A 15,526-nucleotide genomic window follows, 5' to 3' on the forward strand; every position below is an offset into this window, starting at 1 on the left:
AGGCAGATTAATGGCGATCAAAGCGAGCATCTATCATCTGACGCATTATAAATATGACAATCCGGTTCGCCTTGGACCACAAATCATCAGATTAAAGCCCGCATCGCACTCCAGAACCCGTGTTATCAGCCATTCGCTCAAGGTTTCGCCATCCAATCATTTCGTAAACCTGCAGCAGGATCCTTACGGCAATTACCTTGCCCGCTTTGTCTTTCCCGAGCCGGCAACGGAATTTAAGATCGAGGTCGATCTTGTCGCCGATATGACGGTCTATAATCCGTTCGATTTCTTCGTCGAGGAAGAAGCGACCAAATGGCCGTTCGATTATCCGCAGGAATTGCGGGACGACTTATCCATCTACATGAAACCGGAGCCAACCGGCCCGCTGCTCGCCGCCTTCATGGCGACCGTCGACCACACGCCCGGCCAGCCGACGGTCGATATGGTCGTGGGCCTCAACGCCCGTCTGCAACAGGAAATCGGTTATGTCATTCGCATGGAACCGGGCGTCCAGACGCCGGAGGAAACACTGGCCTCCGGCAAGGGATCGTGTCGCGACACCAGCTGGCTGCTCGTACAGGTTCTGAGGCACCTTGGTCTCGCCACGCGTTTCGTATCCGGATACCTCATCCAATTGACGCCCGATCTGAAGGCGCTGGACGGCCCTTCCGGCACCGAGGTGGATTTCACCGATCTGCACGCCTGGGCCGAGGTCTATATGCCCGGCGCCGGCTGGATCGGTCTTGACCCCACATCGGGGCTTTTGACGGGTGAAAGCCATATTCCACTGGCGGCAACACCGCATTATCGCAACGCCGCACCGATTTCAGGCGGTTATTTCGGCCACGCCAACACGGAATTCGCTTTCGACATGCAGGTCCGGCGCGTTGCCGAAACCCCGCGCATCACCAAGCCCTTTTCCGACGATAGCTGGGAAGACCTCAATACGCTTGGCGAAGCGGTCGATGACGTTCTGAACGCCCATGACGTCCGGCTTACCATGGGCGGCGAGCCGACCTTCGTTTCCATCGACGATTTCGAATCCGACGAATGGAACACTGGCGCGGTTGGACCCACAAAACGCGAAAAGGCAGACGCCCTGATACGCCGCCTGCGTGAGCGTTTCGCGCCGGGCGGCTTTCTGCATTATGGGCAGGGAAAATGGTATCCGGGCGAAAGCCTGCCGCGCTGGACCTTTTCGCTCTACTGGCGAAAGGACGGGCTGCCGATCTGGCAGAACCCGGCGCTGATAGCCGAAGAAGGCGCAGATGCCGGCGTCGAGGCCGAGGATGCGCAGAAGCTGCTCAGCGGCATCGCCACCCACCTCGGCATCGAGAAGGAACTGGTACTGCCCGCCTATGAGGATCCGGCCGAATGGATCATCAAGGAAGGCAGCCTTCCCGATAATGTCGACCCGTCCAATTCCAAATTGAAGGACCCCGAAGAGCGAAACCGCATAGCCCGCGTGTTCGAACGCGGGCTTACGACACCGACGGGCTATATTCTTCCCGTGCAGGCGTGGAACGCCAGAGCCGAAGGCAAACGCTGGGTCAGCGAAAAATGGAAGACGCGGCGCGGCAAGATTTTCCTTGTTCCGGGTGACAGCCCGGTCGGTTACCGCCTGCCGCTCGGTACCCTGCCATATGTGCCACCCTCTGCTTACCCCTATATCCACGAGGCCGATCCATCGATCCACCGCGGGGCCCTTCCCGATCTCGCTTCGCCGTCTGGCCGCGCCCTGCCGGCAGCGTCCTTCCATGTGGATGAGGCTGCCGCCCAAGCGCGTGTCGAACAGACGCTTGGAGAAATCGGCGGTGCGGTGCGTACCGCTCTCTCCGTAGAGCCGCGCGACGGCCGTCTCTGTGTTTTCATGCCGCCGGTCGAACGCATTGAAGACTACCTCGAGCTAGTCGCAGCGGCGGAAGCCGCGGCGGCAGAACTTGGGCTGCCCGTTCATATCGAGGGTTATGCGCCGCCGCATGACGAGCGCATCAATGTCATCCGCGTCGCGCCCGATCCCGGTGTCATCGAGGTCAACATCCATCCCGCCGCAAGCTGGAAGGAATGCGTCGATATCACCTCGGCGGTTTATGAGGAAGCACGCCAGACACGCCTCGGTGCTGACAAGTTCATGATCGACGGTCGCCACACCGGCACCGGCGGCGGCAACCATGTGGTCGTGGGCGGCGCCAACCCCAATGACAGCCCCTTTCTGCGCCGACCCGATCTTCTGAAAAGCCTCGTTCTGCACTGGCAGCGGCACCCGTCGCTTTCCTACCTCTTCTCCGGGCTGTTCATTGGCCCGACCAGTCAGGCGCCCCGCATTGACGAGGCCCGCCACGACAGTCTCTACGAGTTGGAAATCGCACTCGCACAGGTGCCTGCTCCCGGTGAGGGCGCGCCGCCGCTGCCATGGCTGGTCGACCGTCTGTTCCGCAACCTGCTGACGGATGTAACGGGCAACACCCACCGCGCCGAAATCTGCATCGACAAGCTGTTTTCGCCTGACGGACCGACCGGTCGCCTCGGCCTTGTAGAATTCCGCGGCTTCGAAATGCCGCCGAATGCCCGCATGTCGCTGGCCCAGCAATTGCTGGTGCGCGCGCTTATCGCCCGCTTCTGGAAAAACCCCGCCGGCGGCAAATTCGTGCGCTGGGGCACGGCGCTCGCCGACCGCTTCATGCTGCCGCATTACATCTGGGCGGATTTTCTGGATGTGCTCGCCGATCTCAGGGAAAACGGCTTCGATCTGAAACCCGAGTGGTTTACCGCCCAGCAGGAGTTCCGTTTCCCCTTCTTCGGCGAAGTGGAATATGAAGGCTCGAAACTGGAGTTGCGTCAGGCGCTGGAACCCTGGCATGTGATGGGCGAACAGGGCGCCATCGGCGGTACCGTGCGTTTTGTCGATTCCTCGGTCGAACGTTTGCAGGTGCGGCTGGAAACCTCCAACCCCGCCCGTTACGCCGTGGCATGCAACGGCCGCGCCGTTCCGCTGACCCCGACGGAGAACCGCAGCGTCGCGGTTGCCGGCGTGCGCTTCAAGGCATGGCAGCCCGCTTCCGGCCTGCATCCCGTTCTGCCCGTCAATTCACCCTTGACCTTTGACATTTATGATACATGGTCGAGGCGATCGATCGGCGGATGCATCTATCATGTTGCTCATCCGGGCGGGCGCAATTACGAGACGTTTCCCGTCAACGGCAACGAGGCCGAGGCACGCCGCCTTGCCCGTTTCGAACCATGGGGACATACGGCAGGGCAATATCCGCTTCATGCGGAAACCGTGTCGCCAGAATTTCCGCTGACGCTCGATCTGCGTCGGCCATACGGAGTGTAAATTGTCCAAAGCCCCGGCAACGGAACGCAAGACGGAAACCGGCGCGCCGCTGCGCGGGCTTGGTTATTCCACTTTGCCGGGCGTGGCCGACGAAATGCTCGATACCGACGGCAAGGTCAGGCCGGTCTGGAAGCACCTCCTCGGTGCGCTCTCGCGCATGTCGGAACGCGAATTGCACGAGCGCTTTGCCCGCACCGACCGCTATCTGCGCGACGCGGGTGTGTTCTACCGCGATTACAGCAAGGGTAGCAGCGAACGAAACTGGCCGATCTCGCATATTCCAGTGCTGATCGACGACAGGGAATGGACGGTTCTCTCTGAAGGGCTGAAACAGCGCGCCGATCTTCTGGAGGCCATGGTCGCCGATTTTTACGGCGAAAACCGGCTGGTGAACGAAGGTTACGTGCCGCCGGCGCTGATCGCCTCCAATCCGGAATATCTGCGTCCAATGGTCGGCGTCAAACCGGCAAGTGGCCATTACCTGCATTTCTGCTCATTCGAAATCGGACGCGGACCTGATGGAAACTGGTGGGTGCTGGCGGACCGGACGCAGGCGCCTTCCGGCGCGGGCTTTGCCCTGGAAAACCGGGTGGCGACCACCCGCGCGCTTTCCGATATCTATGCCGAAACCCATGTTCACCGTCTCGCCTCATTTTTCGGCGCTTTCCGCGACACGCTGCAGGCCCACAGGAAGCATCCTGACGATCGCATCGCGGTGCTGACGCCCGGCCCCGCCAACGAAACCTACTTCGAACACGCCTATATCGCCCGTTATCTCGGCTTCATGCTGCTGGAGGGCGAGGACCTGACTGTCGTCAACGGCCGCGTCATGGTTCGAACCGTGGCGGGGTTGAAGCCGATCGGTGTGCTCTGGCGGCGTCTCGACGCCTCCTATTCCGATCCGCTGGAACTCAACCAGCAATCCCATATCGGCACACCCGGCATGGTACAGGCGCTGCGCAACGAAGCGCTCACCATCGTCAACGCACTGGGAAGCGGTATTCTCGAAACGCGGGCGCTGCTTGCCTTCATGCCGCGCATCTGCCGCCACCTTCTGGGCGAGGAGCTGAAGCTGCCGTCGATCGCCACCTGGTGGTGCGGACAGGAATCGGAACGCCGCCACGTTGCCGGCAATATCGAAGGCATGGTCATCGGCCCGGCCTATTCCCGCCTGCCCTTTTTCGACGACAACGGTCAATCCGTGCTCGGCTCGTCCCTGCGCGAGACGGCGAAGGAATCGATCAGCGACTGGCTGGCCTCCGATGGTCACAAGCTGGTGGGCCAGGAAGTCGTGAAGCTTTCAACCACGCCGGCCTATATCGACAACAAGCTGGTGCCGCGTCCGATGAGCCTTCGTGTGTTTGCCGCCCGCACGCAGAATGGCTGGCAGATCATGCCGGGTGGCTTTGCACGAATTGGAAGCGGAGATGACGTTTCCGCCATTGCCATGCAATCGGGTGGCAGCGCGGCGGATGTCTGGATCGTCAGCGAAAAACCGGTGGAACGCACGACCCTCCTGCCGGCGGAAGAGAGCTTTACCCGCAATATGCCGGGCAGCCTGCCAAGCAGGGCTGCCGATAACCTCTTCTGGCTCGGCCGTTATATCGAACGTTCTGAAGGCGCATTGCGCATCCTGCGTGCCTGGCACGGGCGTTATGCCGAGTCGGCCGATCCGCGCCAACCCCTGCTCGCCCATGTGACGCGGTATCTCGAAGCGCTTGACGTGGAGATGAACGATGCCGTGCCGGAAAGCCTGCTGAACAACATCAACAGCGCGCTTTATTCCGCCAGCAATATCCGTGACCGCTTTTCGCCCGATGGCTGGCTGGCGCTGAACGACCTTGCCAAGACAGCCCGCCGTTTCCACGCGAAAGTGGCGCCAGGCGACGATGCTACCCACGCCATGACGATCCTTTTGCGCAAGCTTGCCGGCTTTGCCGGTCTCGTGCATGAAAACATGTACCGCTTCACCGGATGGCGTTTCCTGTCGATCGGCCGTTATCTCGAGCGCGGCCTGCATATGACGCGACTTCTCGGCCACATGACCGGGCCGGACGCGCCTGACGGTTCCTATGACATGTTGCTCGAAATCGGCGACAGCGTCATGACCCATCGCCGCCGTTACAATGTCGCTACGGCAGGTCTGACCGTCACCGATCTTCTGGCGCTTGATCCGCTCAATCCGCGCTCGATCCTGTTTCAGCTGAACGAAATCCGCACCGAGGTGGAACAGCTTCCAAATGCCTTCGTGAACGGCCAGATGTCTCCTTTTTACCGCGAAACGATGCGTCTGCATTCCGGACTCGCCGTCATGACTCCGGAAAACATGAACGGTGCGGTCTATCGCCAGCTCGAAACCGACATGGAACATCTGTCCGATGTTCTGGCCCGCACCTATCTCGGATAGCCTTATGCTTTACGATCTTTCCCTGCATATGGGTTACACCTACGACACGCCGGCCCATGGCGCACGCCACATTATCCGCGTGCTGCCGCTGTCGATCCCGGGTCGGCAGAGATTGGTCGCAGGTTCCATCGACGTTTCGCCCGTGCCGGAAGAACGTGCCGTCTTTGACGATTTCTTTCATCAATCGTCTACCTCGGTGCATCTGCGCGCGCCGCATGAAAAGCTGGATATCCGCATGCAGGCGCGGGTGATGGTGGAAGCGCCGGCCATGACGGCCGATTTTTCACCCGAGCTTTCCCGCCTGCCGCAAGACCTTGCCGATGTCTGGTCCATCGATTTCCAGTCACCGCATCATTTCATCGGCACAAGCCCGAGAATAGGGATGGATGCGGCGATCTCGGCCTATGCGCGGGAATTGCTGAAACCGGGAATGACCATCCGCGAAATCGCGCTGGCCATGTGCAAACGCATCCACAAAGACTTCACCTATGATGGCGAGGCGACCACCGTGGATACGACACCATCCGAAGCCTTTAAATTGAAGCGCGGCGTGTGCCAGGATTTTTCGCATATCATGATCACGGCGCTGCGCAGCCTCGGCATTCCCGCCGGTTATGTCAGCGGTTTCCTGCGCACCATTCCTCCGCCGGGCAAGGAACGGCTGGAAGGCGCCGATGCGATGCATGCCTGGGTCCGCATCTGGTGCGGAGAAGCGGCCGGTTATCTGGAACTGGACCCTACCAATGATATCGTGGCCGGCAGCGACCACATCGTCGTCGGTTATGGCCGCGACTATTCGGATGTTGCACCGGTGATCGGGGTCCTGAAGAGCTACGGCAACCAGCAGATAAAACAGGCCGTGGATGTGGTTCCCGTCCAGCAATGACACACTGTGTGTTATTTCAATCTTCCAACCCATTAATTCTTGAAAATACTTCGAAAACTGCGCCAATTTGAACGGTTTATAAAATTATAATCTTCGTGTTAGCGGATTTTACATCCTTTGCGGGTTTCCTGCGCTTAATCGAATATTCTAATCGGTGAGCCCCATCATGACCGCCTCCACAGACAAAAAACTGAAGCGCCGTTTCCTTGCCGATACCAGCGGTAATTTCGGCATCATGACGGCAATATTGCTGCCGGTGTTGTTGGGCGTGGCCGGAGCCGGTTTGGAGCTGGCAAATGTGATGCAGGTGAAAGCCGACCTGCAGAACACGGCAGATTCTGCGGCGCTCGCTGCAGCAACCGAGGCGCGCCTGAAAGAAGGCGATGCCACCGACGAGCAAATCAAGGAAATCGCCAAGGCTTTCATCGCTGCCCAGATGGAAAAGAACCTGACCGAGGAAGAGAAAAAGGAACTGGAGAAGAACTCCTCAGTCGCTATTTCTGCAAAGGAAGATGCACGCGGCAAGACCTACACCATCGAGACCACGTTATACCGTCAAGTGCAGCTCAACCCGCTGCTGGGGTTCGTGGGTGTGAAGACACTCGATATCGCGGCAACCGGTACCGCGAAGAGTACCGTCAACAAGGGCGCACCGATCTCCATGTATCTGGTGCTCGACCGCTCCGGTTCGATGTCCTTCAAGACGGACAGTGTCGACAGCACTAAAACGTCCTGCCAGAACTACACATCCGATAACTGGGGCAAGTATCCCAATCTCGGCAAGACATCGCCCTGCTATGTCAACAAGGCCGCATCGTTGAAGACCGCCGTCGGCTTTCTCGTTGCTACATTGAACAAGGCCGATCCGACCTACACCGCGAGCGGCGGCTCCCAGCTCGTTCGCACCGGCGCATCGGTATATACACATGAGACCTATGCGGCTCAGGCCATCAGCTGGGGTACGAGCAGCGTTGTCAGCTACGTCAATAAACAGATTCCGGAATTTCCCACTGGCGGCACGGATGCCCGCAGCAGCCTGAACGCCGCATATAACGCCCTTAAAAAAACGAATCCGGACGAAGCGACGGCACATAAGACACAGGAAAACGAATCCTTCGAGCGCTATATCGTCTTGATGACCGATGGTGAAATGACTGGAAACAGCGCCTCGTGGAGTTCCAGCATCGACCAGTCGGTGCGCACCACCTGCGAGACCGCCAAGAAAGACGGGATCAAGATTTTCAGCGTCGCCTTCATGGCGCCGGACAAGGGCAAGTCGCTGCTGCAATATTGCGCTTCCAGCCTGGACAATTATTACGCGCCCGAAAACATGGAGCAGATTGTCACCGCCTTTGGCGAAATCGCCCGCAAGGCAGCCGGCAGCATAGCCACGCTGACCAACTGACGAAAATTCGGCAGACGAAGACGCAAACATATCGCTTCCGGGGTATTTGCCCCGGAGGCCAGTGTTCTCAGGCTCTGCATGGCTGACAAGACATGCGCGGCAGGTGACAGCGGCGGCGACCCGTGGCATAGGAGGGCCGCTCCCATTCATAGGCCCTGTCATGATCCGCATCGAAAATATCAGCAAGTCGAACAGTCACCGCATTCTTTACATCGAGGCCTCCGCCGCGCTCAATCGTGGCGAGAAGATTGGCCTTGTCGGGCCGAACGGTTCCGGCAAGACCACGCTGTTTCGGATGATGACCGGCGAGGAGCAGCCCGATGAGGGGCAGGTCGTCGTCGAAAAGGGTATGACGGTCGGCTATTTCGATCAGGATGTCGGTGAAATGTCCGGACGCTCCGCGGTCGCCGAAGTCATGGAAGGCGCAGGCCCGGTCAGCGAAGTGGCGGCGGAACTGCGGGAGCTGGAAGCCGCCATGTCCGATCCCGACCGGATGGACGAAATGGACGCTATCATAGAACGTTACGGTGAAGTGCAGGCGCGTTACGAAGAGCTTGATGGCTACGCACTGGAGGGCCGCGCCCGTGAGGTTCTGGATGGCTTGAGCTTCAACCAGGAAATGATGGACGGTGATGTTTCAAAACTGTCCGGCGGCTGGAAGATGCGTGTGGCGCTCGCCCGCATCCTTTTGATGCGCCCGGACGTGATGCTGCTTGACGAACCGTCGAACCATCTCGATCTCGAAAGCCTGATCTGGCTTGAGGATTTTCTGAAGAACTATGACGGCGCATTGTTGATGACCTCGCATGACCGCGAATTCATGAACCGCATCGTCACCAAGATCATCGAGATTGATGCTGGCAGCCTCACCACCTATTCCGGCGATTATGGATTTTACGAACAGCAGCGGGCACAGAACGAAAAGCAGCAGCAGGCGCAATTCGAGCGTCAGCAGGCCATGCTCGCCAAGGAAATCAAGTTCATCGAACGCTTCAAGGCGCGTGCCTCGCATGCCTCGCAGGTGCAGAGCCGCGTCAAGAAACTTGAAAAGATCGACCGCGTCGAACCGCCAAAACGGCGTCAGACGGTCGCTTTCGAATTCGCACCGGCCCCAAGATCGGGTGAAGATGTCGTGGCGCTGAAGAAGGTTAACAAGGCCTATGGCAGCCGCACGATCTATGGCGAGCTGGACTTCATGGTGCGGCGCAAGGAGCGCTGGTGCATAATGGGCGTCAATGGTGCTGGAAAATCGACCTTACTGAAGCTGGTGACCGGCACGACCGAGCCGGATTCCGGCAATGTCACGCTAGGCGCCAGCGTCAAGCTCGGTTATTTCGCCCAGCACGCCATGGATGTTCTGGATGGCGACAGCACCATTCTGGAATGGCTGGAGGAGCGTTTTCCAAAAGCCGGGCAGGCGCCTCTGCGTGCGCTTTCCGGCTGTTTCGGCTTCTCCGGCGACGATGTTGAAAAACGCTGTCGTGTTCTTTCCGGCGGCGAAAAAGCCCGTCTCGTTATGGCGGCCATGCTATTCGATCCACCGAATTTCCTCGTACTGGATGAGCCGACGAACCATCTAGATCTCGACACCAAGGAGATGCTGATCAAGGCCCTGTCGGATTATGAGGGTACGATGCTGTTCGTTTCTCACGACCGCCATTTCCTCGCTGCCCTTTCAAACCGGGTACTTGAACTGACCCCGGATGGTATTCACCAATTTGGCGGCGGCTACACGGAATATGTCGAAAGCACCGGGCAGGAAGCACCGGGCCTTCGCAGCTGAGGAGACTTACCAGACGCATGGTCTCCGCAACGGTAACTTTCGTACTCGATACTGGAGAAGCAGATGCGGATCGTGGTTTACAGCGCCAAGCCCTATGACAGGCAGTTCCTTGACGCCGCCGCCGGGCCGGGCATGCGGATACAATATTGCGAAGCGCGCCTGTCGCTTGAAACGATGGCCCTGGCGGAGGGAGCCGATGCGATCTGCGCCTTCGTGAATGACGACCTGTCGCGGCCTGTGCTCGAAAAGCTGGCGGAAATGGGTGTGCGGCTCGTCGCCCTGCGCTGCGCCGGCTTCAATCAGGTCGATCTTGCGGCCGCCGAGAAGCTGGGCCTCACCATCGCTCGCGTCCCCGCCTATTCGCCCTATGCGGTTGCCGAACACACAATGGCGCTCATCCTGTCACTCAACCGCAAGATCCACCGCGCCTATAACCGCGTCCGCGAAGGCAACTTCGCCCTTGATGGCCTGCTTGGTTTCGATCTCCACGGCAAGACCATCGGCATCGTCGGCACGGGAAAGATCGGCGCGATTTTTGCGCGTATTGCAGCCGGCTTCGGCTGCCGTCTCATCGGTCACGATCTTCATGCGAATCCTGATTGCGAGGCGTTGGGCATGGCCTATGTTACGCGGGAGGAATTGTTTCGGACATCGGACATTCTTACGCTGATGTGCCCCCTCACACCGGAAACCAGGCACCTGATCCGCAAGGAGACGCTGCCCCTCCTCAAGAAAGGCGTGATGCTCATCAATACCAGCCGCGGCGCGATCATCGACACGCGGGCCGCGATCACGGGTCTGAAAGATGGCAGGATCGGTTCTCTCGGCATCGATGTCTATGAGGAGGAGGGCGATCTCTTTTTCGAAGATCTTTCCAATGACGTGCTGCGCGACGATGTCTTTGCGCGGTTGCTGACCTTCCCCAATGTTCTGGTAACCGGTCATCAGGGGTTTTTCACGGAGGAAGCCCTCAAAAACATTGCGGACACCACGATCGGCAATATCGAGAGCTTCATCAGCACTGGCAAAGCGCTGCATTCGGTTTCCACCGGGCAGCTTGCAAGCCCCGTTTAGCGCTGCCGCCGGTGACAGGACATTCGTAACCCCGGTCGCACGTAACCTTTGGATGAAACATGTATTTTCATCCTTCCCGACTGTGGACACGGAAATGTGGATGTCGGTTCTCCGGCTTTCGGCGAAGCACCTCGCTCCAGGAGCTGCCGCCGCCGCCCCGACCCTGAATTATTCATGCTTCGAGCCTGCGGAAATCGTCGGCAGGCCGATTGCCCGCCCCAAATCGCCGGTATAGGTTTCGAGCAATCTTTTCAGAGCTTTCAAACCGGACCGGTCGAGCGACAGATGCAACTCAAAGACTGCTATAATTTCCACGATTTTCGCCGCATGGCCAAACAGCGTCTTCCCGGGCCGATCTTCAACTACATAGACGGCGCCGCCGATGACGAGGTAACGTATCGGCGGAACACGGCTGCGTTCGAAAATTGCGATCTTGTTCCGGATGTGCTGCGCGGCGTGTCCGACGTGGACATGTCGGTCACCGTCATGGGGCAAAAGCTCTCCATGCCGGTCTATTGTTCCCCGACAGCGCTGCAGCGCCTCTTCCACCATCAGGGAGAGCGAGCGGTCGCGGCCGCGGCGGGGAAATTCGGCACGATGTTCGGCGTCTCCTCGCTCGGCACCACCAGTCTCGAGGAAGCGCGGCGGATCAGCGGCGGGCCGCAGGTCTATCAGTTCTATTTCCACAAGGATCGTGGCCTCAACCGCGATATGATGGCACGCGCCAAAAGCGCCGGCGTCGAGACAATGATGCTGACCGTGGACAGCATTACCGGCGGAAACCGCGAGCGCGACAAGCGCACCGGTTTTGCCATCCCCTTCAAGCTCAATCTCTCCGGCATCGCGCAATTCGCCATCAAGCCGGCCTGGGGCATCAATTATCTGACACATGAGCGCTTCAGCCTGCCACAGCTCGACGGCCACATCAAAATGGATGGCGGGGCTCTGTCCATCAGCCGCTATTTCACCGAGATGCTGGACCCTTCCATGAACTGGGACGATGTGGCGCAGATGGTACGAGAATGGGATGGGCCTTTCTGCCTCAAAGGCGTCATGTCGGTTGACGACGCCCGGCGCGCCGTCGAAATCGGCTGCAGCGGCATCGTGCTCTCCAATCATGGCGGCCGCCAGCTCGATGGTTCCCGCAGCGCCTTCGACCAGCTGGCAGAGATCGTCGATGCGGTTGGCGACCGGATCGATGTGATGATGGATGGCGGCGTACAGCGCGGAACCCATGTCCTGAAAGCCCTGTCTCTGGGCGCAAAGGCTGTGGGGCTCGGCCGCTATTATCTTTTCCCTCTCGCTGCCGCCGGCCAGCCCGGGGTGGAAAGGGCGCTGGAAATGATGCGTATCGAAATCGAACGCGGCATGAAGCTGATGGGCTGCACCACTGTCGAGCAGCTGACGCGACGAAATCTACGGTTTCACGGCTAGAGCCGTATTCCGTATTTCCAAGCAAGCTCACAGCTTCCCGCTGTAATCACAGGCCATTTCCACCGCGTTTCGCCGATATTCCAGGAGCGCTGCACCGATATTCCAGATAAGCGCCAAGGATACCAGCACGCAAATGCTACCGGAAATCAATGAGCGGTGGCGTTTGGCACCCGACAGAAACAGCCAGCCGATGATGGCATAGGCTGCAAGCGCTGGTACGGCAGGCATCAGAACCGATATTGGCCCGTCGCAATCTGCCGCCTCGATGCCGATGGCGCGATACTCAGCCGGCGTTGTCACGACACCGAGGACGGCGACGGGCAACATCGCAGCGAGAACGGCATAACGGAAGAAACGAGGCGTATCGGGCATATCGGCTCCATAGCCGGATAATTAAATGTTGCGACTTGCCCGCAAACTTCCATACGGACTGCTTTAATGGTGTTTTCTCGAAAGCCGCCGTTCAGCAACGTCATGTTGGCGTTCCCGAACGGGAGCTTGCCCTATTTTACAGAGAAATCCAGCATTTTACGGAATCCAAACTTGGCAGACAGCGCAGAATGTGATTATGGTTGCATGATGCAACCATAATGGATTTAGCATGCCCAAACAGTCCCTTCCCATAAATGACATCCGCTTCACCTCGCGCCGGCTTGTCCGTGAACTCGGCTTCATGGGCGGGGATTTCGCCGGCACCGATCTGCCGCCCTCTGCCGTGCATGCCCTGATCGAGATCGAGACATGCCCGGGCATCACGGCGCGCGATCTGGGGAAGCTTCTGCGGCTCGAAAAATCGAGTGTCAGCCGCATGCTTCGCAAACTCATTCTGTCCGGAGATGTTCTGGAGGCGGCGGACAGTGAAGATAACCGCATCAAGCGGCTCTATCTGGCCGGACGAGGGCAGGATCGGGTCGGTGCCATTCACGCCTTCGCAAACCGGCAGGTATCGAACGCCCTTTCACGACTTGCCCTGGCGGATGGCCGCGCCATTCTGGAAGGGCTTCGTCTTTACGCCGACGCGCTGGAAGACCGGAGCGATGCCGCGGTGCCCACCGTGGAGATCGTAGAGGGTTACAGGCCCGGTCTCATCGCCCGCATCACGCAGATGCATGCGCTTTATTACGCCCGGACATCCGGTTTTGGCCAGCCTTTCGAATCCGTTGTGGCTGAGGGTCTCGCCTCCTTTTGCAACCGGCTCGAAAAACCACAAAACGCAATATGGGCCGCAATGCGCGGGCAAGAGATTATCGGCTCCGTCGCCATCGACGGCGAAGACTTGGGATCGGACATCGCGCATCTACGCTGGTTCATTGTTGATGACGGCGTGCGCGGTGGCGGTGTAGGGCGCAGGCTGCTCGCCGCGGCACTCGCCTTTGCCGACAGAAAGGCTTTCGCCGAAACGCATCTATGGACATTTAACGGTCTTTCGGCCGCACGGCACCTTTACGAGAGCCATGGTTTCGCCTGTGTCGAGGAACGTCCCGGCAGCCAATGGGGAAGCGAGGTTCTGGAGCAGCGTTTCGTCAGGCCACGAGAGCTTTGATCTCACAGACACCCTGCAGCCAAACCGATGGCCGCACTTAAACACTGCTGAGCAGGAGGCTGGTTTCGCTGTTCGAGACGCCGTCTATCATACGGACCTCCCGCAGCACCCGGTCGAAATCCGAGAGGCTGCCGGCGCGGATATTCGCCACCAGATCCCAATTGCCATTGGTGGTATGGAGCGAGGAAATCTCGGCAATGCCACGAAGCTTGCGGATAACCTGCGTGGTCGATTTTCCCATGACCTCGATCATCATCACCGCATGGACCGCCCGGTCATCATAATCCTCGCGCACCCGCACGGTAAATCCAAGCAGTGTGCCGGTTTCCGTCAGCCGGTCCAGCCTGTTCTGTACCGTGCCGCGCGCGACACCCAGCGCATCGGAAAGTTTGGCAAGCGACGCCCGGCCATCGACCCTGAGATGGGCGATGATTTGCCGGTCGAGTTCATCGGGTATGTATTTTGCAATACTCATGGAATCTGACCGATTTGACAATTGGATTGAACATATTGTTCAAAATGACTTCAGAAACAACAAGCTTCTGCGATTTCGGTTGAACAGGCCCGGCAGCTATCTTCGTTCCAGCAAGCGAGGAGTTGCCCATATGCCCCTGTCCCCGTCCCCAAAAGCCCTTATTCCTTTCGTCAGCGTCGAGAACATGATGCGCCTGGTGCATCATATCGGCATAGAGCAGATGCTGGTTGAGCTTACAGATGCCATCGAGGCGGATTTTCGCCGGTGGCCATGCTTTGACAAGACGCCGCGCATCGCCTCGCATTCGCGCGAAGGTGTCATCGAACTGATGCCGACCTCCGACGGGGAGATTTACGGCTTCAAATATGTGAACGGCCATCCGAAAAACATGGCGGAAGGGCTTCAGACGGTCACCGCCTTCGGCCTGCTCGCATCCGTCTCCACCGGTTATCCGGTGCTCTTGACGGAGATGACCCTTTTGACGGCGCTGCGCACTGCCGCCACCTCGGCAATGGCCGCCCGGCATCTCGCGCCGAAGGGTGTGAAAGCCATGGCGATGATCGGTAACGGAGCTCAGGCGGAGTTTCAGGCGCTGGCGATGAAGGCGGTGCTCGGCATTGAGGAGGTACGCCTCTACGATATCGATCCCCGCGCTACCGAAAAGACCGCCGCAAACCTGAAGGAAAGCGGCCTGACGGTGATCCCATGCAAATCGGCACAGGCTGCAATCGAAGGGGCCGGCATCATCACCACCTGCACCGCCGATAAGCAATATGCGACCATCCTGACCGACAATATGGTCGGCGCCGGCGTGCACATCAACGCCATCGGCGGCGATTGCCCCGGCAAGACGGAATTGCACAGGGATATTCTGCTGCGCGCCGACACCTTTGTCGAATATCCGCCGCAGACACGCATCGAAGGTGAAATCCAGCAGATGGACGCGGATTATCCGGTGACCGAGCTTTGGAAAGTGGTTCTCGGCGAGGCCGAAGGCCGTCAGGACACACGCCAGATCACCCTGTTCGACAGCGTCGGTTTCGCCATAGAGGATTTTTCCGCCCTGCGTTACGTGCGTGGCAAACTCGAAGGCTCGAGCTTCTATCAGGAAATCGACATCATCGCCGATCCCGATGATCCGCGTGATCTCTTCGGCATGTTGCAACGCGCCCGGACCTGAGG

General features: G+C 59.0%; 11 protein-coding genes. 9 read left to right on the top strand and 2 right to left on the bottom strand.

Annotated features, from left to right (window positions below; genetic code table 11):
• Positions 1-10 precede the first annotated feature (10 nt).
• From ACQZ5F_RS17820 to ACQZ5F_RS17850, 7 genes are all read left to right on the top strand, one after another.
• Positions 11-3,337 carry a transglutaminase family protein gene (locus tag ACQZ5F_RS17820; protein WP_225338857.1) on the top strand — a complete coding sequence of 1,109 codons (3,327 nt, stop codon included), beginning with the start codon at positions 11-13 and terminating at the stop codon, positions 3,335-3,337.
• 1 nt (position 3,338) lies between these two features.
• Positions 3,339-5,744 carry a circularly permuted type 2 ATP-grasp protein gene (locus ACQZ5F_RS17825; RefSeq protein WP_225244026.1) on the top strand — a complete coding sequence of 802 codons (2,406 nt, stop codon included), beginning with the start codon at positions 3,339-3,341 and terminating at the stop codon, positions 5,742-5,744.
• Positions 5,745-5,748: 4 nt separating this feature from the next.
• On the top strand, positions 5,749-6,630 hold the full coding sequence (locus ACQZ5F_RS17830) for a transglutaminase family protein (protein ID WP_046798999.1): 882 nt from the start codon (positions 5,749-5,751) through the stop codon (positions 6,628-6,630).
• 166 nt (positions 6,631-6,796) lie between these two features.
• On the top strand, positions 6,797-8,035 hold the full coding sequence (locus tag ACQZ5F_RS17835; protein ID WP_046799000.1) for a vWA domain-containing protein: 1,239 nt from the start codon (positions 6,797-6,799) through the stop codon (positions 8,033-8,035).
• A 160-nt stretch (positions 8,036-8,195) separates the two neighbouring features.
• On the top strand, positions 8,196-9,818 hold the full coding sequence (locus tag ACQZ5F_RS17840) for an ABC-F family ATP-binding cassette domain-containing protein (protein ID WP_225244025.1): 1,623 nt from the start codon (positions 8,196-8,198) through the stop codon (positions 9,816-9,818).
• A 63-nt stretch (positions 9,819-9,881) separates the two neighbouring features.
• Entirely contained in the window at positions 9,882-10,892 is a 1,011-nt protein-coding gene (locus ACQZ5F_RS17845; protein WP_225338858.1) for a 2-hydroxyacid dehydrogenase, read from the top strand.
• A 285-nt stretch (positions 10,893-11,177) separates the two neighbouring features.
• A complete protein-coding gene (locus tag ACQZ5F_RS17850) occupies positions 11,178-12,326 on the top strand; it encodes an alpha-hydroxy acid oxidase (protein WP_046799003.1) in 1,149 nt (382 codons plus the stop codon).
• A gap of 27 nt (positions 12,327-12,353) precedes the next feature.
• Here ACQZ5F_RS17850 and ACQZ5F_RS17855 read toward each other — a convergent pair whose 3' ends face one another.
• A complete protein-coding gene (locus ACQZ5F_RS17855) occupies positions 12,354-12,698 on the bottom strand; it encodes a hypothetical protein (protein WP_046799004.1) in 345 nt (114 codons plus the stop codon).
• A gap of 229 nt (positions 12,699-12,927) precedes the next feature.
• On the opposite strand from ACQZ5F_RS17855, the gene ACQZ5F_RS17860 reads away from it, so the two are divergent.
• Positions 12,928-13,869 carry a MarR family winged helix-turn-helix transcriptional regulator gene (locus ACQZ5F_RS17860; protein WP_225338859.1) on the top strand — a complete coding sequence of 314 codons (942 nt, stop codon included), beginning with the start codon at positions 12,928-12,930 and terminating at the stop codon, positions 13,867-13,869.
• A 37-nt stretch (positions 13,870-13,906) separates the two neighbouring features.
• On the opposite strand, the gene ACQZ5F_RS17865 is transcribed toward ACQZ5F_RS17860, so the two are convergent.
• Entirely contained in the window at positions 13,907-14,344 is a 438-nt protein-coding gene (locus tag ACQZ5F_RS17865) for an Lrp/AsnC family transcriptional regulator (protein WP_046799006.1), read from the bottom strand.
• A 130-nt stretch (positions 14,345-14,474) separates the two neighbouring features.
• Between ACQZ5F_RS17865 and ACQZ5F_RS17870 the strand changes: the two genes are divergently transcribed.
• Complete coding sequence (locus ACQZ5F_RS17870; protein ID WP_046799409.1) at positions 14,475-15,524, top strand: ornithine cyclodeaminase; 1,050 nt, start codon at positions 14,475-14,477, stop codon at positions 15,522-15,524.
• Positions 15,525-15,526: the final 2 nt, after the last annotated feature.

Source organism: Agrobacterium sp. 22-210-1 (assembly GCF_053522525.1).

Coding starts and splice junctions, on each gene's coding strand:
- ACQZ5F_RS17820 (WP_225338857.1), top strand. CDS start 11: ATGGCGATCAAAGCGAGCATCTATCATCTGACGCATTATAAATATGAC.
- ACQZ5F_RS17830 (WP_046798999.1), top strand. CDS start 5,749: ATGCTTTACGATCTTTCCCTGCATATGGGTTACACCTACGACACGCCG.
- ACQZ5F_RS17835 (WP_046799000.1), top strand. CDS start 6,797: ATGACCGCCTCCACAGACAAAAAACTGAAGCGCCGTTTCCTTGCCGAT.
- ACQZ5F_RS17840 (WP_225244025.1), top strand. CDS start 8,196: ATGATCCGCATCGAAAATATCAGCAAGTCGAACAGTCACCGCATTCTT.
- ACQZ5F_RS17845 (WP_225338858.1), top strand. CDS start 9,882: ATGCGGATCGTGGTTTACAGCGCCAAGCCCTATGACAGGCAGTTCCTT.
- ACQZ5F_RS17850 (WP_046799003.1), top strand. CDS start 11,178: ATGCAACTCAAAGACTGCTATAATTTCCACGATTTTCGCCGCATGGCC.
- ACQZ5F_RS17855 (WP_046799004.1), bottom strand. CDS start 12,698: ATGCCCGATACGCCTCGTTTCTTCCGTTATGCCGTTCTCGCTGCGATG.
- ACQZ5F_RS17860 (WP_225338859.1), top strand. CDS start 12,928: ATGCCCAAACAGTCCCTTCCCATAAATGACATCCGCTTCACCTCGCGC.
- ACQZ5F_RS17865 (WP_046799006.1), bottom strand. CDS start 14,344: ATGAGTATTGCAAAATACATACCCGATGAACTCGACCGGCAAATCATC.
- ACQZ5F_RS17870 (WP_046799409.1), top strand. CDS start 14,475: ATGCCCCTGTCCCCGTCCCCAAAAGCCCTTATTCCTTTCGTCAGCGTC.